Origin of the sequence: Pararoseomonas baculiformis, from assembly GCF_017813395.1 — a bacterium.
Lineage (GTDB): Bacteria > Pseudomonadota > Alphaproteobacteria > Acetobacterales > Acetobacteraceae > Roseomonas > Roseomonas baculiformis.
In genome coordinates this window covers 22717-41675 of record NZ_JAGIZB010000010.1, presented here as the reverse complement: position 1 = coordinate 41675, position 18959 = coordinate 22717, and the positions used below count along the sequence as shown (strand labels likewise).

At 71.2% G+C, this 18959-nt stretch carries 20 protein-coding genes and 1 tRNA gene; 8 read left to right on the top strand and 13 right to left on the bottom strand.

Annotated features, from left to right (window positions below):
• Nucleotides 1-14: 14 nt before the first annotated feature.
• Nucleotides 15-1196, bottom strand: a complete 1182-nt coding sequence (locus J8J14_RS11955) for a methyltransferase domain-containing protein (protein WP_245215705.1) — start codon at nt 1194-1196, stop codon at nt 15-17.
• A 64-nt stretch (nt 1197-1260) separates the two neighbouring features.
• On the opposite strand from J8J14_RS11955, the gene J8J14_RS11950 reads away from it, so the two are divergent.
• Both J8J14_RS11950 and J8J14_RS11945 read left to right on the top strand, forming a co-directional pair.
• Nucleotides 1261-2406, top strand: a complete 1146-nt coding sequence (locus J8J14_RS11950) for an OpgC family protein (RefSeq protein WP_209379738.1) — start codon at nt 1261-1263, stop codon at nt 2404-2406.
• Between the two features lie 5 nt (nt 2407-2411).
• Entirely contained in the window at nt 2412-3149 is a 738-nt protein-coding gene (locus tag J8J14_RS11945) for an SGNH/GDSL hydrolase family protein (protein ID WP_209379737.1), read from the top strand.
• A gap of 50 nt (nt 3150-3199) precedes the next feature.
• Here the strand turns inward: J8J14_RS11945 and obgE are convergent, their stop codons facing one another.
• From obgE to rplU, 3 genes are all read right to left on the bottom strand, one after another.
• Nucleotides 3200-4201: a GTPase ObgE gene (obgE, locus tag J8J14_RS11940; protein WP_209379736.1), complete on the bottom strand. Its 1002-nt coding sequence runs from the start codon at nt 4199-4201 to the stop codon at nt 3200-3202.
• Nucleotides 4202-4273: 72 nt separating this feature from the next.
• A complete protein-coding gene (rpmA, locus tag J8J14_RS11935; RefSeq protein WP_209379735.1) occupies nt 4274-4543 on the bottom strand; it encodes a 50S ribosomal protein L27 in 270 nt (89 codons plus the stop codon).
• 29 nt (nt 4544-4572) lie between these two features.
• Nucleotides 4573-4881: a 50S ribosomal protein L21 gene (rplU, locus tag J8J14_RS11930; RefSeq protein WP_209379734.1), complete on the bottom strand. Its 309-nt coding sequence runs from the start codon at nt 4879-4881 to the stop codon at nt 4573-4575.
• 210 nt (nt 4882-5091) lie between these two features.
• On the opposite strand from rplU, the gene J8J14_RS11925 reads away from it, so the two are divergent.
• From J8J14_RS11925 to J8J14_RS11915, 3 genes are all read left to right on the top strand, one after another.
• A tRNA-Ser gene (locus J8J14_RS11925) sits at nt 5092-5181 on the top strand.
• Between the two features lie 184 nt (nt 5182-5365).
• Entirely contained in the window at nt 5366-5518 is a 153-nt protein-coding gene (locus J8J14_RS11920) for a hypothetical protein (RefSeq protein ID WP_209379733.1), read from the top strand.
• A 364-nt stretch (nt 5519-5882) separates the two neighbouring features.
• On the top strand, nt 5883-6185 hold the full coding sequence (locus J8J14_RS11915; protein ID WP_209379732.1) for a hypothetical protein: 303 nt from the start codon (nt 5883-5885) through the stop codon (nt 6183-6185).
• A 141-nt stretch (nt 6186-6326) separates the two neighbouring features.
• Here the strand turns inward: J8J14_RS11915 and J8J14_RS11910 are convergent, their stop codons facing one another.
• From J8J14_RS11910 to pobA, 6 genes are all read right to left on the bottom strand, one after another.
• Nucleotides 6327-6512 (bottom strand): hypothetical protein, encoded by a 186-nt coding sequence (locus J8J14_RS11910; RefSeq protein ID WP_209379731.1) that lies wholly within the window; start codon nt 6510-6512, stop codon nt 6327-6329.
• Nucleotides 6513-6742: 230 nt separating this feature from the next.
• On the bottom strand, nt 6743-7735 hold the full coding sequence (locus tag J8J14_RS11905) for a Bug family tripartite tricarboxylate transporter substrate binding protein (RefSeq protein ID WP_209379730.1): 993 nt from the start codon (nt 7733-7735) through the stop codon (nt 6743-6745).
• Nucleotides 7736-7931: 196 nt separating this feature from the next.
• The gene (locus tag J8J14_RS11900; protein ID WP_245215704.1) at nt 7932-9395 is read right to left on the bottom strand and encodes an amidase; all 1464 of its coding nucleotides are present in this window, start codon (nt 9393-9395) and stop codon (nt 7932-7934) included.
• A gap of 74 nt (nt 9396-9469) precedes the next feature.
• A complete protein-coding gene (gene pcaG, locus J8J14_RS11895; protein WP_209379728.1) occupies nt 9470-10075 on the bottom strand; it encodes a protocatechuate 3,4-dioxygenase subunit alpha in 606 nt (201 codons plus the stop codon).
• Nucleotides 10068-10790 (bottom strand): protocatechuate 3,4-dioxygenase subunit beta, encoded by a 723-nt coding sequence (gene pcaH, locus J8J14_RS11890; RefSeq protein ID WP_209379727.1) that lies wholly within the window; start codon nt 10788-10790, stop codon nt 10068-10070. Before pcaH ends, pcaG begins: the two co-directional genes overlap by 8 nt.
• Before the next feature lie 34 nt (nt 10791-10824).
• The gene (gene pobA / locus J8J14_RS11885; RefSeq protein WP_209379726.1) at nt 10825-12051 is read right to left on the bottom strand and encodes a 4-hydroxybenzoate 3-monooxygenase; all 1227 of its coding nucleotides are present in this window, start codon (nt 12049-12051) and stop codon (nt 10825-10827) included.
• A gap of 77 nt (nt 12052-12128) precedes the next feature.
• Between pobA and J8J14_RS11880 the strand changes: the two genes are divergently transcribed.
• Complete coding sequence (locus J8J14_RS11880) at nt 12129-13028, top strand: helix-turn-helix domain-containing protein (RefSeq protein WP_209379725.1); 900 nt, start codon at nt 12129-12131, stop codon at nt 13026-13028.
• 16 nt (nt 13029-13044) lie between these two features.
• On the opposite strand, the gene J8J14_RS11875 is transcribed toward J8J14_RS11880, so the two are convergent.
• Nucleotides 13045-13956: a LysR substrate-binding domain-containing protein gene (locus J8J14_RS11875; protein ID WP_209379724.1), complete on the bottom strand. Its 912-nt coding sequence runs from the start codon at nt 13954-13956 to the stop codon at nt 13045-13047.
• A 164-nt stretch (nt 13957-14120) separates the two neighbouring features.
• Between J8J14_RS11875 and J8J14_RS11870 the strand changes: the two genes are divergently transcribed.
• A complete protein-coding gene (locus J8J14_RS11870; protein WP_209379723.1) occupies nt 14121-15323 on the top strand; it encodes an MFS transporter in 1203 nt (400 codons plus the stop codon).
• 13 nt (nt 15324-15336) lie between these two features.
• Here J8J14_RS11870 and J8J14_RS25620 read toward each other — a convergent pair whose 3' ends face one another.
• Nucleotides 15337-16707, bottom strand: a complete 1371-nt coding sequence (locus J8J14_RS25620) for a sensor histidine kinase (RefSeq protein WP_209379722.1) — start codon at nt 16705-16707, stop codon at nt 15337-15339.
• Nucleotides 16704-17225 carry a molybdopterin-dependent oxidoreductase gene (locus J8J14_RS11860; protein ID WP_209379721.1) on the bottom strand — a complete coding sequence of 174 codons (522 nt, stop codon included), beginning with the start codon at nt 17223-17225 and terminating at the stop codon, nt 16704-16706. The genes J8J14_RS25620 and J8J14_RS11860 overlap by 4 nt, the downstream gene beginning before the upstream one ends.
• 252 nt (nt 17226-17477) lie before the next feature.
• Here J8J14_RS11860 and J8J14_RS11855 point away from each other — a divergent pair, with 252 nt between their 5' ends.
• A complete protein-coding gene (locus J8J14_RS11855) occupies nt 17478-18917 on the top strand; it encodes an HWE histidine kinase domain-containing protein (protein ID WP_209379720.1) in 1440 nt (479 codons plus the stop codon).
• Nucleotides 18918-18959 lie beyond the last annotated feature (42 nt).

The following is an 18959-nucleotide window of genomic DNA, read 5'->3' as shown; positions in this document are numbered from 1 at the left end:
CCCCAATCTGCGGCCTAATCCCGGCGGAGCACCAGCAGCGTTCCGGCCACGGGTGCCCCGCGTTCCTCGCGCAGCGCCACCTCCTCCCGCTCCACCGGACTCAGGCGCGTGGCGGCGGCGAGGGAGAGCACATGGGCGGGATCGTGGCGGTAGCGCATGCCCTCGCCCAGCGCGTAGGGCGCGCCCTGTCCGGTCTCCAGGCTGAAGGCGGCATGGCCGCCGGGGCGCAGGGAGGCGGCCATGGCGTTCAGCGCCGGGGCGAGGTCGCCCAGGTAGTTCAGCACGTCGGACGCCGCGACGAGGTCATAGGTCCCGCGATGCGCGGCCAGGTGGGTGACCAGCTCCGCCTCCTCCAGCGCCTCGTAGATGCCGCGCTGGCGAGCCACGTCCAGCATGCGGGGGGAGAGGTCCACGCCCACCATGTGCCGCGCCCAGGGGCGCAGCGCCTGGCCGGAAAGCCCGGTGCCGCAACCCGCGTCCAGCACGTCCAGCCGGCCCTCCGGCTCCAGCCCGGCCCGGCGCAGCAGCGCGGCCAGGGCATCGGGCGTCTGGTAGCCCAGCGTGCCCGTCAGCTCCGCCTCGAAACGCGGGGCGTAATTGTCGAACAGGGTTCGCACATAGTCCTGGGGCGGGCGGGCGGGCGCCTTGCCCTCCCCCAGCGAGGCCAGGAGGAAGCGGGCCTGCGCCGCCACCTCCCCGCCGGCGGACAGCGCGCGGCGGGCGGCCTCGGCCGCCGCGGCATGCGCGCCGCCCTCCCGCAGCCCATGCGCCAGGGCGAGCTGCGCCTCCGGATCCTGCGGCGTCAGCGCCACGGCCTCCCGCAGATGTGGCATGGCCTCCCCGACGCGGCCGAGGGCGCAGAGGGCCTGGCCCAGGTTGCGGCGGGAGATCGCGTCGGCCGGCCGCAGCGTGACGGCCTTGGTCAGCGCCTGCACCGCGCCCTCCAGCTGCCCGGCTTCCGCCAGGGTGGCCCCACGCGCGGCGAGGAAGATGGGGGATTCCGGGTTCAGCTCCACCGCGGCGGCGGAAAAGGCCAGCGCCGTCTCCATATCGCCCAACTGCCGCGCGGCGATGCCGATCAGGTTGATCGTGTTCGGCTCGCCGGGAACCAACTCGGCCGATTTGCGATAGAAGCCGAGCGCGCCCTGAAGGTCGCCCATCCTGTGGCGGGCCATGCCCTGCTGCACGAAGGCCATGGCCCTCTCCCGGGGGTCCTGGGGCGTGCTAGGCTGCTGCATCGGGTGCTCCGGAAAGGCCGGCATGGGAGGATTGATCCGCCAGGGGCGGGACCTGCGCGTGGATTTCGCGCGGGGGATCGCGCTGTGGTTTATCTTCGTGGACCACGTCCCGGGCAATGTGCTGGGCCGGTTGACGATCCGCAACCTGCTCCTCTGCGACGCCACGGAGATCTTCGTGCTGCTGGCCGGCTATGCCGCGGGCATCGCCTATGGCCGCCAGATGGAGCGGGAGGGATGGCTGCGCGCGGGCACCCGCGTGGCGGGGCGGTGCTTCACCCTCTATGTCGCCCATATCTTCCTCTTCGTGGTCTTCACGGCGCAGGTCGGGTACTCGGCCGCGACGCTGGACACCAGCGCCTATCTCGACGAGATGCATCTCGATCCGTTCCGGGACGAGCCCTATCTCGCGCTGCTGCAGGCGCTGTTCCTCGCCTACCAGCCCGCCTTCCTGAACATCCTGCCGCTCTACATCGTGGTGCTCGGGCTCTTCGCGCTGTCGCTTCCCCTGCTGCGACGCCCGGCCTGGCTGCTGGGCGCCTCGCTGCTGCTCTATGCCGTGGCGCGGCTCCTGCCCATGAACCTACCCTCCTGGACCGGCGGTGGCTGGTTCTTCAACCCCTTCGCCTGGCAGCTGCTCTTCGCCATCGGCGCCGTGCTGGGGCATGGCAGTGCGGGGAAAGGGCCGGCCGGACTGCCCTGGCGGCGTCCCCTGGGTGTCGCGGCCGCGCTGGTGCTGGTTCTTTCCTTCGCCATCACGCTGGTGATCTATCTGCGGCGGGACCTCATCACCCTGCTGCCCCTGCCCGTGGCCTCGGTGGTGGATGCGGTGGACAAGACCGCGCTGCACCCGTTCCGGCTGCTCTCGATCCTGGCCCTGGCCTATCTCGTCGCCCATGCGGTGCCGCGCGGGGCGGGCTGGCTGCGTGGCGTCCTGGCCCAGTCTTTCGTGCTGATCGGGCAGCAGGGCCTGCCCGTCTTCTGCGCGGGGATCTTCCTGTCCTTCCTGGGCCGGCTGGCGGTGGAATGGTCCGAGGGCTGGGCGATGCAGCTGGCCGTGAATGCCGTGGGGCTTGGCGCCATGGTGGCAATCGCGGCGGCAGTGGCCTGGGCCAGCCTCAAGCCCGCGCGATCAGCCTTGCCCGTTCATCCCGCTGCCGATACGGCTTGAGAGCCATGCCCCGCCCGGCTGCCCGATTCGCCCTCCTCATCGCCTTGCTGCTGGCAGCGGCGCCGGGGCAGGCCACGCCCTGCGGCGCGCCGGACGACCTGATCGAGCCCGTGCCGCTTCCGGCCACCGCGGCGGCCATCAAGGCCGGCGCCCTTCCCGTGCTGGTGGTCGGCTCGGCCAGCGTGGCCGGGCCTGGCAGCAGCGGCTCGGAAAGCGCCTATCCCACGCAGCTGGAACATATGCTCGCCCGCACCTTTCCCGGAACGCGGGTGGAGGTGATGGCGCAGGGCGGGCGCGGCATGACGGCGACGGACCATCTCTCCATCATCCGGGCCGCGCTGCGCCAGCGCCCCCGGGCCCTGGTCCTGTGGCAGGCCGCGACGGTGGAGGCCGTGCGGGGCGCCGATATCGGGGAGATGACCAATGCCCTGCAGGACGGGGCCGAGCGTATCCGCGCTGCCGGCGGGGACCTGATCTTCCTCGATCCCCAATGGTCCCGCTTCCTGCGCGCCAATGCGGATGTGGAAGCCTATCGGGATGCCCTGCGCGCCGCCGCCGCGGCGACCGGTGCCGGGCTGCTCAGCCGCTATGAACTGATGGGGGCCTGGGCCGAGGCCGGCACGGTGGATGTGGAACGCGCGCCGCGGGAGCTGAAGGTGGTGGAGGTGGACAAGCTGAACCGCTGCCTGGCCGAGTCCCTGACGGAGATGATCGCCGGCGGAGTACGCGAAGCGCGCCCCTGAGCGATGCGGGGCCAGCCCCTGTCGTTCCCCCCTACCCCACGCCGCGCGGGCTACTCCTTCCGCGCCTTCCGGATGGTGTCCTGCAGGGCCCGGAGGGCTTCCGGCACGCCGGCGCCCGTTGCCCCGGAGATGAGGAGCGGCTCCCTGCCCAGGACCCGGGTCAGGGCCTTGATGCGGGATGTCCGGGCCTGAGGCGTCATGGCATCCAGCTTGTTCAGCGCCACGATCTCAGGCTTTTCCGACAAGCCCCCGCCATATCCCTCCAGCTCCGCGCGGACGGTGCGATAGGCCTCGGCCGGGTCGGCCTGGGTGCCGTCGATCAGGTGCAGCAGCACCGCGCAGCGCTCGATATGGCCGAGGAAGCGGTCGCCCAGCCCCGCGCCCTCATGCGCGCCCTCGATCAGGCCGGGAATATCGGCCAGGACGAATTCCTCGGTGGCGGAAAGCCTGACCACGCCGAGCTGCGGATGCAGCGTGGTGAAGGGGTAGTCCGCGATTTTCGGCCGGGCCGCGCTGCTGGCCGCGAGGAAGGTCGACTTGCCCGCATTGGGCAGGCCGACCAGCCCGGCATCGGCGATCAGCTTCAGCCGCAGCCAGACCCAGCGCTCCTCGCCCGGATAGCCCTTGTCGGCGCGGCGGGGGGCGCGGTTGGTGCTGGTCTTGAAATGGGCGTTGCCATGTCCACCATCGCCGCCACGGCAGAGGATCTCCCTCTGCCCCGGCCTGGTCAGGTCAGCCAGCACGGTTTCCTTGTCATCGGCCAGGATCACCGTGCCGACAGGCACCTTCAGCACCACATCCTCGGAGGCGGCGCCGGTGCGGTCGGAACCCGCGCCATTGCCGCCCTTGCGGGCCTTGAAGTGCTGAGAATAGCGGTAGTCGATGAGGGTGTTCAGCCCTTCCACCGCCTCTGCGAAGACATTGCCGCCGCGGCCGCCATTGCCGCCATCGGGGCCACCGAACTCGATATACTTCTCGCGCCGGAAGGCGACCACGCCGTCCCCGCCGTCCCCGGCCTTCAGATAGACCTTTGCCTCGTCGAGGAACTTCATGGTCGCTGGACTTCCAAACGAAAACGGGGGCCGCGAGGGGCCCCCGTGATCCGCTTCGCTGTAAGCGGGAGCCTACTCGGCCGCGACGGCCAGCGGCTCCACCGAAACCGCCACGCGGTTGTCGGCCTTGCGCTCGAACTTCACATGCCCGTCCACGGTGGCGTGGAGGGAGTGGGTGCGGCCCACCAGCACGTTGCGGCCCGGCATCATCTTCGTGCCGCGCTGGGTCACGATGATATTGCCGGCGCGCACGGCCTGGCCGCCGAAGAGCTTGACGCCGAGGCGCTTGCCAGCGGAGTCGCGCCCGTTGCGGGAGGAGCCGCCCGCCTTCTTATGAGCCATCTGTCAGGTCTCCTGGTTCGGGCCGGGGATCAGAACTCGCCGATCCGCAGCACCGTCTGGTGCTGGCGGTGGCCGTTCTTGCGGCGGCTGTTCTGCCGGCGGCGCTTCTTGAAGATGATCACCTTGTCGCCGCGGTTCTGCTCGACCACGGTGGCGGTGATGGCGGCGCCCGGAACGGTCGGGGCGCCGATCTGCAGGCCGTTCTCGCCGCCCAGGGCCAGGATGTCGTGGAAGGTGATGGTGGCGCCGGCCTCGGCGTCCAGCTTCTCCACGGTCAGCACGGCATTCGGGGTCACGCGGTACTGCTTCCCGCCGGTGCGGATCACTGCGTAGGTCATGGGGATGCGGTCCGCCTCGTCTCGGCCTGGGTCTCGGTCAATCGGTCGTGCAAGAATCCGGCGTGGCCCACGCCCAGACGGGGGGCCGCACCGGAGAGGGGCGGCGTATAGCGGGGAGCGCGGCATGGAGTCAACCACGCGATGATTGCATCCCCCTTCAGGATACGTTGCACGGCGAAGCGGAGCGGACTATAGGGCCGACCACGCGCCGGAGAGGTGCCAGAGTGGCCGATTGGGCCGGTCTCGAAAACCGGAGTAGGGGCAACCCTACCGTGGGTTCGAATCCCACCCTCTCCGCCACCCCATCGCTGCCCGAGATTGACCAGCGGGACATTCTCTCGGCGGGCGCGAACGACTTTCCCGCGACAACCTTCGCAGGCCGGCCGCCTCAGGCCGTGCCGGCATGCGGACTACCAAGGCACCATACTCGGCAATGAATGCGCGCCCTCCTTCCCCGCCATCGTCACCCGCCGCGGAGATCGTGGTGGAGCGCCGAGGGTCCCGGACGGCGGGTTGGGGCTGGCGCCTGACCCGGGACGACGAGACCTTCAAGACCGGTCCTGGCGGCTATCGCAGCGCCGAGGAGGCCTATGCGGCCGCCCAGGCCGAGCTTGGCCGCGGCCCCCGCCTGCGCTGATCCGACGACATCAGGACCCTGGCGCCGCCAGCGTGGCGGCATGCCATGGCACCCCGGGGGCGATGCCTCCGGGGCGCAAGCCTCGTTCGCCTCCCCTCCTCGCCAGCCAGGCCTGAAGCCTGCTCCCGGGCACGGGCCCTGGCGGGCCCGCTGCTGCGGCACCGGCCGCATGCGGCTGAAGCGTGCTCCGCTGCGTTAGTGCACCGCCACGGCGCGGACCCCACATGCCTGACCCTGGCTTGCCCCACCTGCCCGGCTCGGATTGCCGCAGCATGCCCGCCGCCGGTCATGCGGAGGCGGCGCAGCCCCGCTTCGCCGGCGGGGTCCGGCACCTGTGGAATCTCGTTCGGACAGGAGGAGCGTGATGGATCGGGATCTTGGCGGCGGGGCGGATGCCCGCGGGCGTGAGGGAACGGCACACGGCCCGGTAAGGCGCATGCGGGCCATGCTCCTGGGAGGGCCGGCTCTCCTTCTCCTGGTCGGCTGCGCCCGGACGGAGATGATCAGCCTTCGCCACCCCGGCACGGGCCAGGTGACGCGCTGCGAGGCCTATCTGGGTTCCCCGGGGCTCGGCGTGCCGGAGTCCATTTTCCGCAGGACGACGGCCCTGAGTTGCCCGGCCGACTATCAGGCCGAGGGCTGGCAGCGCCTGGACCAGCCCGGCTGAACCCCGCCGTTCCCCGGCGGGCAGCATGGCCATCGGGCCTCCAAGGTCCTGCCCGATGAGGTTCGGAAATTCGCGAGGGCAGGACAGGCATCACGTGCCCCTGCCCCGGCGCGCCTGGCAGGCGGCCGAGGGGCCGTTGCGTCAGTGCCGATCGGTGGAAAGGCCGCTGAGGACTTCCTGGAAAAGGGCAGCCGCGAGAAGGTAGCGCTGGGCGGCCGCCACCTCCAGAAGCTCAGCCACGGCCACGCGGATGGCCTCGCCCTGCTCTGGCATTGCCGCTTCCCGCTCCATCGGCCGGAGCCCGGAAACGCACTCGTCGATCTTCATTCTCGCCGCCCATCCTTCAAACCGCCGCCCCGGGAAAGGCGGCGCCCTGGCGTTGTCAGCTCGCCAACCGGGCGTAGCATAGAACTTCCATCACGACGATGTGAAGCACAAAGGCTTGCCAGCAGCGCGAATCCCCGGCGCGGGCAGCGGCCCGATGGCCTGGCCCGTCCCCAATCTGCGGAAAGCCTTGTCGCGCCACGGCGGGTTCGGCCCAGGATCGCCGGGCGGCCTCATGCCGGCGCGATACCCTTCCGCCGGATGACGCTGCCCCAGCGCGCCGCATCGGCGCGGATCACCTGCGCGAGCCGCTCCGGCCTTTCCGAGACGGGTTCATGGCCAAGGGACAGGAGCTGCGACCGCAGGCTGTCCGAGGCGAGCACGGCCTGCACGGCCGCATCCAGCGCCGCGATGACATCCCCTGGGGTGCCGACCGGCGCCACGATCCCGTGCCAGCCCACGGCCCCTTCGGCCAGCGGCCCGGTCGCGATGATGCTGGGCACGGCGGGCAGCGCCCCCACGCGGTTCGGGGAGGAGACGAGCAGTCCCTGGAGCATGCCGTTGCGCACCATCACCGCAGCGGCGCCGATATTCACGAGCGCCGCATCGATGACCCCCGCCACCACATCCGTCACGGCCGGGGCGCCGCCGCGATAGGGCACATGGATCCAGCGGGCGCCGATCGCCTCCTGCATCTCCTCCCCCAGCAGATGCGCCAGGCTCCCGATTCCGGTGGTGCCCATGGTGACCGGACGGCGCCCCACCTCGCGCAGGAAGCCGGCCATGCCTTCCGCCGCCCAGCCCCGGCCCGCGCGCACCACCAGGATCTGCGGCACGCGCACCACCCAGGAGACGGCCACGAACCCCTCCACCGGGTCGAAATCGAGGCGCGGGAAGAGGGTCTTGTTGATGGACAGGCCATCCGAACCGGCCAGCAGCGTGTGCCCGTCCGGCCGGGCCCGCGCGGCTGCGTGGAAGCCCACATTTCCCGCCGCGCCTGGCAGGTTGTCCACCACGACGGGCTGGCCCAGCCTTTCCGACAGCGGGCGGGCAAGGATGCGGGCTGTCGCGTCCTGGCTGCCGCCGGGGGCCACGGGGACGATCAGGCGGATGGTATGGGCAGGCCGCCAGGGCGAAGCGGGGCCGGCCTGACGACCCTCCGCCGACACCCGGCCGGAGGAAAGGGCAAGCCCGGCGATCAGGCCCGGGAGATGACGACGCCTCATGCTGCGCCCTCCGCCCAAAGCGGAAGATTGCCCCAGCCGCGCCGGGATGCCAGGGCTAAATTGCGGTACTCTGCGGCGCAGGGCAGAGCAGCCATGCTGCCGCCCCCCAGCGCCGGAGGAACGGCCCGGCTTTTACCTTCGGGCCGGTTCCGGCCGCTGCTCCTCTCCTTCCTGCGCGTGGACAGAACCCCTCGGATCAGGCCCGCGCCACATGCACGGCCGGGCGCTCCCCGCCATTCCAGCGTCCTTCCAGCGCCCGCTCGACCTGCGCGGCCAGCTGCAGCAGCAGGCCGTCATTCGCCTGCCGCGCCTGGGCCTGGATGCCCAGCGGCAACCCGCTTTCCTGCCGGCCCAGCGGCATGGAGATGGCGGGGATGCCGCAGAGATTGGCGAGCGGCGTATAGGCGAAGTTGCGCCAAAGATTTCCGAACCAGTCATGCACCGAGGGATTGTCGCTGATCGTCAGATACTCCGTCGTGCCGATCAGCGGCGTCGGTAGGGCGGTGATGGGGGTGAGGATGATGTCCCAGTCCTCGAAGAAGGCGCCGAAGGCACGGGAGGTGGTGTTGAACACGGCCTGCATCCGCGCGCGTTCGGTGTAGGAGGTGTTCAGCCCCGCCTCCCAGATCCGGATATTGATCGGCTCCACCCGGTCCGCGGGCGGGCGGTCCAGCCCGTGCTGGGCCAGCAGGTTCGCCACGGTCTGCGCGAAATTGCTGATGTAACAAGTGGTCTGCGCCGCGAAGGCCGCACGGAAATCCACCTGCGGCAACGCCCATTCCACATGATGGCCGAGGCCTTCGAGGAAACGCCCCACGCGCTCCAGCTCCCGCACGAAATGCGGTGTCGCGCGGTAATCCCCCCATTCATGCGACAGCGCGATGCGCAGCCGCCCGGGGTCGCGGCGGATGAGATCCGTATAGGGCTCGGGCGCCGACCAATAGGGCATGAACTCCCCGGGCGCCCCGCCGCGGCAGCGGTCCACGAAAAGCGCGGTGTCGCGCACGCTGCGCGTGTGGCAGCCCTGGATGGAAACGAGGCCGGTGAGGTCCGAGGCATTGGGCGCGATGGAGAAGACGCCGCGCGAGGCCTTCAGCCCGATCAGCCCCGTGGCGCCTGCCGGGATGCGGATGGAGCCGCCGCCATCCGTGGCGTGGGAAATCGGCAGCACGCCCGCCGAGACCATGGCGGCCGTGCCGGCGGAGGAACCATTCGTCGTGTAATCCGTGTTCCACGGGTTGCGCGTGACATAGACGGCGGGATTCTCGGCCGAGCTGCAGCAGCCGAATTCAGGCGTGGTGCTGCGCCCGATGATGTTCAGTCCGGCCTGGCGGATGCGCCCGGCGAGAAAGCTGTCCGCCTGCGCGCGGTTCCCGCGCATGAGCAGGGAACCCATCTCCTGCAGCCGCCCCTTCAGCGTGGGGCCAAGATCCTTCATCAGATAGGGAACGCCGGCAAAGGGACCGGACGCGTCCATGCCATCCTTCAGCGGATCGGCGACGACATCCTCGAAGAGTTCGACGACGCCGCTAAGGGTGGGGTTCGTGCGGGCGATGCCCGCCGCGGCCTGCGCCGCCAGCTCCGCCGGGGTGACCTCGCCGCCCCGCACCCGTGCGGCGAGTGCCGTCGCGTCATGCCTGGCCCATTCGTCCCAGCTCATCGCCAATGTCATCGCCCCGCCGCACTCCAAGCCGTGCGGGGAGGCTAGAGCGGCCTCCCCGCCGGTCAAGGCGGCTAGACGGCCATCCACACCGTCTCGCCCTCGCCCTGCAGGCGGAGATCGAGATTCCATGCTCCATCGCCCATGGGCTTCGCGATGAGCGTGCCGCGCCGCGCCTCCGGCACCGCGCGCAGCACGGGGTCGGTCGCGTTCAGCGCCTCGCCCTCGAAGTAGAGGCGGGTGGAGAGGTGCTGCAGCAGCCCGCGCGCGAAGACGGCCAGCGCGACATGCGGCGCCTGCATCGCATTGCCGCCCGCATGCGGCCCCACCGGCACGGGGCCAGGCCTGAGCGTGACGAAGCGGAAGCGCCCCTGCTTGTCGGTCGCGCAGCGTCCATAGCCCTGGAAGGCGTTGGGATCTCCATTCTGGTCCGGATAGCGGCCGGCAGGATCGGCGTGCCAGATCTCCACCATCGCATCCGTCACGAGCGCACCCGTGCCATCGGTGATGGTGCCGGTGAGGGTGATGCGCTCGGCGCCCTCGGGCAGCGCATCGGCGAAGTGGCGCGTGGTGTCCGCCCATTCCGGGAAGTCCACCAGGTGCCAATAGGGCCCGGCGGTCTGGTGCGCGGAGGCGACGAGGGCGTTGGAAGGCGCGAGTTCCGGCGTCGCCTCAGTCATGATGGCCATCCTCCATCGGCGTCGCCTCGCGCCCGCGCAGCACGATGTCGAAGCGGTAGCCCAGCGCCCATTCGGGCTGGGTGATCTCAAGGTCGAAGGTCGAGACGAGGCGGTTGCGCGCGGCCTCGTCCGCCACGGTGTTGAAGATGGGGTCCAGCGGCAGCAGCGGGTCGCCCGGGAAATACATCTGGGTGATCATGCGCTGCGCGAAGCCGTGGCCGAACAGGCTGTAATGGATGTGGTTCGGGCGCCAGGCATTCGCATGATTCCGCCAGGGATAGGCGCCGGGGCGGATGGTGACATAGCGGTACCAGCCATCCTCATTCGTGAAGACACGGCCCATGCCGCGGAAGTTCGGGTCCAGCGGGGCGTCATGCGTGTCGCCCTCATGGTTGTAGCGCCCGGCGGCATTGGCCTGCCACACCTCCACCATGGCGTGGCGCACGGGGCGGCCATCCTCGTCCAGCACCCGGCCGGCGACGATGATGCGCTCGCCCATCGCGTGGCCCTTCCCGTTCTCCAGCACCGTCAGGTCCCCGGTCTCGGGGTAGCGCGCGGGGGTGAAGATGGGGCTGCTCGTCTCGGTCAGCGTGTGCGGCAGCTCCAGCAGCGGCTGCTGCGGATGGCGCGCGCGCGTGCTGCCATAAGAGGGCGAGTTCAGCGGCGGCTGGGTGGAAGCCCCCGGCCGCCGGAAGCCATGCACGATCTCGCTCATCGGGGCGTCTCTCTTCTCCGCTGCATCCGCGTCCTCACGCCGCCACCACGGGCCGGGGCGCGATGCCCGCGCCCAGCGCATAGGCACGGGGCAGGCCGACATAATTCTCCGCCACCACGGCCTGTGCCCTGGCCGATGCGCGGATGTAGCTCAGCTCCGCCACCTGCATGCGGCGGGCGAAGTCATCCATCTCCGGAAAGCGGTGGGTCAGTCCCGTGAACCACCAGGAGAAGCGCTCCGCCATCCAGACCCGTGCGAGGGCGCGTTGGGAATAGAGATCGAGCTCCGCCACGGTGCCGCTGCGGTAGCGGGCGGTGAGTGCCTCGGCCAGCAATCCCACATCGGCGGCGGCGAGGTTCAGCCCCTTGGCGCCGGTGGGCGGCACGATATGCGCGGCATCGCCCGCCAGGAACAGGCGCCCATGGCGCATCGGCTCGGCCACGAAGGAACGCAGCGGGGCGATGCTCTTCTCGATCGCCGGCCCGCGCGTCATGCGCGCGGCAGCCTCGGGGCCTAGCCGCAGCGCCAGCTCGTCCCAGAGCCGCTCATCGGGCCAGTCTTCCAGCTTCTCCGTCAGCGGCACCTGCACATAGTAGCGGCTGCGCGTGGGCGAGCGCATGCTGGCCAGGGCGAAGCCGCGATGATGGTTGGAATAGATCAGCTCGTCGTCGCAGGGGGGCACATCGGCCAGGATGCCGAGCCAGCCGAAGGGATAGACGCGCTCGAACACGCGCAGCAGATCGGCGGGCATGCTGGCGCGGCTCACGCCGTGATAGCCGTCGCAACCGGCCACATAGTCGCAGTCCAGCCGGTGCTCCGCGCCGCCATGGCGGTAGGTCACATGGGGGCGGCCGCCCTCCAGCTCATGCAGGGCCACATCCTCGGCCTCGAAATGCAGCGGGGCGCCGCGGGACTGGTGCGCCTGGATCAGGTCCTGCGTGACCTCCGTCTGCCCATAGACGGTGACGGAGCTGCCGCCGGTCAGCCCATGCATGTCGATGCGGAACAACTCGCCGTCCAGGGCCATGCGGAAGCCGTGATGCGGCAGGCCCTCGCGGTGCAGGCGGTCCGCCACCCCTGCCCGTTCCAGCAGTTCCACCGTGCCCTGCTCCAGCACCCCGGCCCGGATGCGGCCTTCCACATAGGACTGGGACTTTCGCTCCAGGACGACGCAATCAACCCCGGCGCGGTGCAGAAGCTGGGAGAGGAGAAGCCCGGCAGGGCCGGCGCCGATGATGGCAACCTGGGTGCGATCCCGCACGGCATTCCCCCCTTCCGGTCTTGTGCATGATATCAGACCCTGCGAGGGCGATTTCCATGCACGATCGAGGCAGATCCTTGGACTTTCCGGTCAGCCCTGCCCCGGCATCCCCGCCGCCCGAGCCGGGCTTCCCCTCCTTCGACCTCTATGGGGAGGCGGAGCCGCGCGCGCGCCTGGAACCGGTTCATCTGGAAGCCCTGGCCACGCGAAGCTCGCGGCATGACTGGAGCATCCGCCCCCATCGCCACCGCGACCTGTGGCAGTTCTTCTGGATCCGCCGCGGCGGCGGCACCCTGCTGGGCGAGGGACCGGAGCGGCGCTTCACCGCCCCCGTCCTGCATGTGATCCCGGCCGGCACCGTGCATGGCTTCCGCTACCATCCCAGCAGCGACGGGCATGTGCTCACCGTCGCCGCCGGCTTCCTGGGCCAGTGCGACCGCCTGGCGGGCGGCGCCCAGACCCCGCCCATGCTCACCAGCCTCGCGCCCGCCGTCGGGGAGGGGCTGGTGGAGGAGGTGAACGACGCCTTCGCCCGGATGGAGGCGGCCTTCCAGGGCTTCGGCCCGGAACGGGACGCGGCCCTGGCGGGTCATGTCCTGCTTCTCCTGGCCCTGCTGCGCCGGGGCCGGGACGCGGAGGCGGAGGCGGCCACGACCCAGGCCGCCCTCATCCGCCGCTTCCGCGAGGAGATCGAGCGCCATTTCCGCGACCATTCCGACCTGGATGCCCATTGCGCCCGGCTGGGAGTGAGCCGCAGCACCCTCACCCGCGCCTGCCGGGCCGTCACCGGCCGTTCGCCGCTCGATCTGGTGCATGAGAGGGTGATGGCGGAGGCCCGGCGCCTGCTCATCCACGGGGCGCGCAACGTCTCCGGCGTGGCCTATGCGCTGGGTTTCGAGCCCGCCTATTTCTCGCGCTTCTTCCGGCGGCGAGAGGGCATCTCGCCGGCCCGCTACCAGCGCCAGCATAGCGGTTGAGCCGAGCGGGCGCGGGCTAGCCCGCCAGGCGACCGGGCAGCCTCTCCAGCTCCTCCACCAGCGCGCGAAGCCCGCGATCCCGGGTTTTCTCCCGGCGAAGCACGATGCCGAGCTGGCGTGACAGGCCCGGGCGGAGGGGGCGCAGCGCGGTGCCGGGCGGGGCCGCGCCCAGAGAAAGCCCCGGCAGCACGGAAGCGCCGAGGCCGCTGGCCACGAGCCCCTTGATGGCCTCGATGCTCCCCAGTTCCATCGCCACATGCGGCGCCACGCCGGCCTGCGCGAACCAGGCATCCACCAGGCCGCGCATGGTGCCGCCGGATTCGTAGAGGATCAGCGGCAGGCGGGTCAGCGCGGCGGCCGTGACGGGCCCCGGATCATCCATGGCCAGCCCTTGCAGGAGCGCCTGGGGCAGCAGCGCCACCAGCCGGTCCTCGATCAGCGGCGTGACATGCAGGGCGCGGCTGCGCGGCGCCGGCAGGGTCACCAGCGCGATGTCCAGCTCCCCTTCCTCCACGCGGCGGGCGATTTCCGGCGTGTTGCCGGTAGCGACGGTGATCTCAAGGGCCGGATGGCGCCGCCGCACGGCGGTCAGCACGGGCGGAAGCAAATGGATGCAGGCGGTTGCGCCCGTGCCCAGCCGCACGCGCCCCGCATCTCCTTCCCGATGTGCCGCCGCGGCCGCCTCCACCTCCTCCGCCGCCGCAAGGGCCCGCCGCGCGGGCGCCGCCAGCGCCTCCCCGGCTGCCGTGGGCAAGGCACGGCCTGCGGCACGCTCCAGCAGGCGCAGCCCGGTGCGGCGCTCCATCTCGCGCAGCTGCTGGCTGGCAGCAGGCTGGGTCATGCCCAGCCGCCGCGCGGCAGCCGAGACGCTGCCGGTCTCGATGACGGCGAGATAGGTGCGCATCTGGCGGAGGGTCAGCGATTCCACAGGCGCAACTTATCCGAATGCGCGGCATCCAAAAGATTTTCTTTGGTCCAGCACCGCCTGGAATGACGATGAGAAGCGCCGCGGCAAGGGCCGCAACGCTTCCGAAAGCACTGAATTCCCATGCTGATGTCGCATCCCAACGCACCACGCCTGAAGAACCGGCCGTGAGCGCGGCGCAGGAGACCGGTGCGCTGCCCTGGCGCGTAGCGGGAACCCTTGCCATCACCCAGGTGATCCATTGGGGATCGCTCTTCTACGCCTTCTCCGTGCTCATGCCGGCTATGGTGGCGGAAACGGGCTGGCCGGTGGAACTGGTGGTCGGGGCCTTCTCCGCCGGGCTGCTCGCGGAGGCCGGAGCAGCGGTGCTGACGGGCCTGATGCTGGATCGGCTCGGCGCCGCCCGGGTGATGGCGGTGGGGTCGCTGGCCGCGGGCATCGGCCTCTGGCTGGCCGGGCAGGTGCAGGCGCCCTGGCAACTCTATGCCGTCTGGATCGGGCTGGGGGCCACCATGGCGGCCACCCTCTACCAGGCCGCCTTCGCCGCCATCACCGCCGCCTTTGGCGCCGGCGGGGCCCGGCGGGGCATCGCGTTCGTGGCCTTTGCCGGGGGGCTGGCAAGCACCATTTTCTGGCCGCTCACCAGCCTTCTGGTCGGGTGGCTCGGCTGGCGAGAGGCTTGCGGTGCGCTGGCGCTGCTGAACCTGGCCTGCGCGCTGCCGCACCGCCTGCTGCTGCCCGGCGCCGCCCCCGCGAAGCCCTCCGCCGCGGCACAGACCGTGGCCGGGCGTGAGTTCGGGCTGCCCTGGCGGCAGCCGCGCTTCTGGGCCCTGCTCTTCGTCTATGCGGCGCTGGGACTCTCCAGCTCCACCATCGCCGTGCATCTCGTACCGCTGCTGCATGAGCGCGGGCTCGGAGATTCCGCGGCGGCCATCGCGTCGCTTGTCGGCATCGCGCAGGTGGCCGGGCGCGTGGCGGAATTCGCGGGGGGCGGGCGGCTTCCGGTGGGCACGGTCGGGCTGATCGCGACCGGCGCGCTGCCGCCGGTTTTCCTCGCCCTGGCGCTGCTCTCCGATCCGCTCCCGCTCGCCCTGGCCGTCGGCCTGTATGGCGCGGCCAATGGCGTGATGACGGTGGTGCGCGGGGCCCTGCCGGCGCTGATGTTCGGCACGGCGCGCTATGGCGCGATCAGCGGCATCCTCTCCGCCGCGGGCGCCTTCTCCCGCGCGGCGGGGCCGATCGGCATGGCATGGCTCTGGCAGCGCCTCGGCGGCTATGCGGAAGGCATGGTCGCCATCGCGCTGCTCTCTGCCCTGTCGATGATCGCACTGGCGGCAGCGACGGGCGGCAGGCGGGCACCCCAGGAATGAAGGGGCGCCCGGCTCAGGCGGCCTGCGCGGCCAGGGCCGCGGCCGGCGGCATGGATTGCAGGCGCAGGGTGAAGGTCGCCCCCTCCCCGGCGCGGCTGGCAACGGTGATGTCGCCGTCATGCAGCCGCGCCACCTGGCGCGCGAAGGCCAGGCCGATGCCCGTGCCCGGCATGGATTGCACATTGCTGGCCCGGTAGAAGCGCCCGAAGAGATGCGGCAATTCCTCCGCGGGCACGCCGAGACCGCGGTCGCGGATGGAAAGCACGGCGGCACCGCCCGGCCCGGTCCAGCCCCGCACCTCGACCGGCGATCCCGGCGGCGAGTATTTCACCGCATTCGACAGCAGGTTCGCCACGGCCTGCTCCACCAGCGCGGGATCGCAGCGGAGCACGGGCAGCGCATCCACCTTCACGTCCAGGCACGCGGCCGGCTCCGCTTCCGCCTGCACGGCGCAGAGCTCCGCCACCAGCAGCGCCAGGTCGCATTCCCTGGCATTGGGGGTGAGCTCCCCCGCCTCCAGCCGCGCGGCATTCAGCGTGCTCTCCATCAGCCGCACGAGCCGGCGCGCGGCATCGCGGATGCGGCCGGTGCGGGCGACGATCTCCTCCGCATTCATCGCGTCTCCGCGGCGGGCCATGCGCTGGGCGCTGGAATCGATGATTGCCAGCGGCGTGCGGAACTGGTGCGAGACCACGGAAACGAAGCCGCGATACAGCCGGCCCAGCTCCCTCTCCCGCAGCAGCGAGGCCTCCGCCCGGATCGCGGCCCGCCAGCCCTGGACAAGGAAGCCCACGAGCACGACGCCGCTCGCCACGATACCCAGGCCGCAGAAGGCGAGTTGCCGGAGCACGCGCTGGCGCTCCTCCTCCATGCGGGTGATCTGCTGCAGGTCGGACAGCATTTCCTGGTTGCTGATGCGCCGCAGCGTGGCGACCAGCGGCTCCACCGCCGCGCGCAGCACGCCCTCGGTCCCCGCATCGCCGGGCGCGAGCGCCACAATGTCGGAACGCAGCGCGAGAATGGCGCGTGCATGCGCCCTCACCGCCTCCAGCGCCTCCACCCGCGCCAGGCGCCGCGCCAGCACGCCCTCGCGAAGCGCGCCGATACGCACGGCCAGCACGTTGAAGCGCAGCGCCATCTCGTCCGGCCCCACCGCGGGGTTGCCGGCCAGGCGCCGCCCTGCCGTATCCAGCAGGCGCACCGCCTCGATCTGCGTGTGGCCGAGTTCCCAGACCAGGTTCTCGCCCACCTGCACCTGCAGGTCGCGCTCCACATAGATCAGGCGCTGGCAACCCAGGGCGAAGAAGACAACGCAGGAAACCACCGCCAGCCCGGCGAGCAGCGGGCCGCCCCGCCGCCGGATTCCCGCCGCGAGGCGCTTCACAGCAGGCGCAGCTCCCGGATCTGCCACACGCTGCGATGGTCGTAGAGCGGCGAGCGCAGGGCCGGCACGGAGTCGCGCGGATAGACGATCCAGGCCGGCCCCTTGTTGTCCGGCGTGAGGTCGGCGCCGTTCACGCGCAGGGCGAGGAGCACGTCGTGCCGCTCGGCATCGCTCCGGGGGATCCGCGCCTCGTAGTCGTCCAGTGCCATGGCCTGGATGGTGGTGCCGGTCGCGCCGACGCGGGCCAGCAACTCGCGCAGCAGCACGCCCTCGAAGTCCAGCACGCCATCGGTCCAGGCGGTGGAGGTCCGCAAGCGCCGGAGGCCGAGGGCCAGCAGCATCTCGCGGTCGAACAGCGCCAGGCCGTCCCGGTTCGTGTTCGCCACCGCCCCGCTGATGGTGAGGATCACGCGCCCCTTTGGCTCGGGCAGCCCGGCCGCGCCCGCGCCATGCGGCAGGACCGCCCCGATCAGCCCGGCCAGCCCCAGGCGGCGCGGGATGGAGACGGGAAAGGGCATGAAGGGCATGACCAGATGGACCGGGGTGATGGCGTAAGCCCGATCCTATCGCACTCCCCCGGGATGCGCGACCGCCGGTCCTGGCATGCCGAATGGCCCGCGCCGGGCGATGGATGGGGCTCGGCATGCGCGCCGGGCGGCGCTAACGTGCTTCGCAGAGAGAAACGTCCCGCAGCAAGGCAGCAACACCATGCCTCATGCCCTTGCCCACCCCAGGCCGGCGCCGTCCGCGGCGGGTGGGCCCGCCGCGACTTGACCCCGGACACGGGCACATCGGAGATCGGGCAAGCCCTTGCGAAGGGCACGGCCCCGGCGGAGGGGCGGCCGGACCGGACGCAGCCGCATGACCTGGCCAGCGAGGCGCTCTTCCAGGCGCTCGGCGACAACGCCTATGAGCTGGACGAGAAATTCCGCTTCCTCACCTTCAACCAGGCCTGCGCCAGCTATTACGGGGTGGAGATCAAGGCCGCGCTCGGGCGTTGCATCTGGCAGGTGCTGCCACAGACCCGCGGCACCTGGCTCGATCAACTGCTGAAGGAGGTGATGGCCAGCCGCCGTCCCAGGCGGATCGCGCGGGCGGGGCTGGTCCATCCGGAACGCTGGATCGAGGTGACGGCCTTCCCGACCGCCCGCGGGCTCGGCGTCGCCTTCCGCGACCGCAGCGCCGAGCACCAGGCGACGGAGGCTCTGCGGGAAAGCGAGTCCCGACTGCGGCTCGCCGTCGAGGCCGGGCGCATGGGAGCCTGGGAATACCATATCACCGAGCGGCGCGTGGCCGGGTCGCGGGAGCTGAACCAGCTGCTCGGTTTCCCCGCGGATTCGACGCCGGGCATCGAGGAAATCCATGCGCGCTACTGGCCGGGCGAGCAGGAACGGGTGCAGGCCATTGGCGAGGCGGCGATGGCGCGCGGCGAGCGCTTCCTCGAGGCCGAGTACCGCTATCTCCGGCCGGATGGCTCCCTGCGCTGGCACCTGATGCGCGCGGAGGTGCGTTTCGGCGCGGATGACCAGCCCGAGAGAATCGTCGGCGTGCTGCTGGACATCACCGAGCGCAAGGAGGCGGAGGAGCGCCAGTCGCTTCTCATGCGCGAGGTGGACCACCGGGCGAAGAACGCGCTGGCCGTGCTCCAGGCGGCCGTGCGGCTGACCCAGGCGCAGGATCTGGAAAGCTACAAGCGGGCGCTCGAAGGGCGCGTCTCGGCCCTCGCCCGGGCCCAGTCGCTGCTGGCGGATGAGCGCTGGGCGGGCACCAATCTCCGGGCGCTGCTCACGGGGGAGCTGGACATCTTCCTCAAGCAGGGCCAGCGCGCCACCTTGCGCGGGCCTTCCGTGGCGCTGCCGGCGCGCGCCGCGCAGCCCCTGGCCATGGCCTTCCATGAGTTGGCGACCAATGCGGTGAAATACGGGGCGCTCTCGACACCCACCGGGAAGGTCGCCGTGTCCTGGCGCCTGGAGATGGTGGACTCGCCGGTTCTTCACTTGCGCTGGGAGGAGAGCGGCGGCCCGCCCGTGGAGCAACCCGGCGGCCGGGGTTTCGGCTCGCGCCTGCTCGAGGGGACGGTGCGGGGCCAGCTACGCGGATCGGTCACCCTGGAATGGGAGAGGACGGGCCTGGTCTGCGACATCGCCGTCCCGCTCTCCCCGGGCGCGGAGGCAGAAGGGGCCAGGGCCGACGACGCCGGCAGGCGATGACGGCCGGGCCTGCCAGCCCTCTGGCCACCCCCCTCTGGAAGC

Bases quoted from the DNA above. Each gene is read 5' to 3' on its own strand.
- J8J14_RS11955 (WP_245215705.1), bottom strand. From the start codon at position 1,196: ATGGCCTTCGTGCAGCAGGGCATGGCCCGCCACAGGATGGGCGACCTT.
- J8J14_RS11950 (WP_209379738.1), top strand. From the start codon at position 1,261: ATGGGAGGATTGATCCGCCAGGGGCGGGACCTGCGCGTGGATTTCGCG.
- J8J14_RS11945 (WP_209379737.1), top strand. From the start codon at position 2,412: ATGCCCCGCCCGGCTGCCCGATTCGCCCTCCTCATCGCCTTGCTGCTG.
- obgE (WP_209379736.1), bottom strand. From the start codon at position 4,201: ATGAAGTTCCTCGACGAGGCAAAGGTCTATCTGAAGGCCGGGGACGGC.
- rpmA (WP_209379735.1), bottom strand. From the start codon at position 4,543: ATGGCTCATAAGAAGGCGGGCGGCTCCTCCCGCAACGGGCGCGACTCC.
- rplU (WP_209379734.1), bottom strand. From the start codon at position 4,881: ATGACCTACGCAGTGATCCGCACCGGCGGGAAGCAGTACCGCGTGACC.
- J8J14_RS11915 (WP_209379732.1), top strand. From the start codon at position 5,883: ATGGATCGGGATCTTGGCGGCGGGGCGGATGCCCGCGGGCGTGAGGGA.
- J8J14_RS11910 (WP_209379731.1), bottom strand. From the start codon at position 6,512: ATGAAGATCGACGAGTGCGTTTCCGGGCTCCGGCCGATGGAGCGGGAA.
- J8J14_RS11905 (WP_209379730.1), bottom strand. From the start codon at position 7,735: ATGAGGCGTCGTCATCTCCCGGGCCTGATCGCCGGGCTTGCCCTTTCC.
- J8J14_RS11900 (WP_245215704.1), bottom strand. From the start codon at position 9,395: ATGAGCTGGGACGAATGGGCCAGGCATGACGCGACGGCACTCGCCGCA.
- pcaG (WP_209379728.1), bottom strand. From the start codon at position 10,075: ATGACTGAGGCGACGCCGGAACTCGCGCCTTCCAACGCCCTCGTCGCC.
- pcaH (WP_209379727.1), bottom strand. From the start codon at position 10,790: ATGAGCGAGATCGTGCATGGCTTCCGGCGGCCGGGGGCTTCCACCCAG.
- J8J14_RS11860 (WP_209379721.1), bottom strand. From the start codon at position 17,225: ATGCCCTTTCCCGTCTCCATCCCGCGCCGCCTGGGGCTGGCCGGGCTG.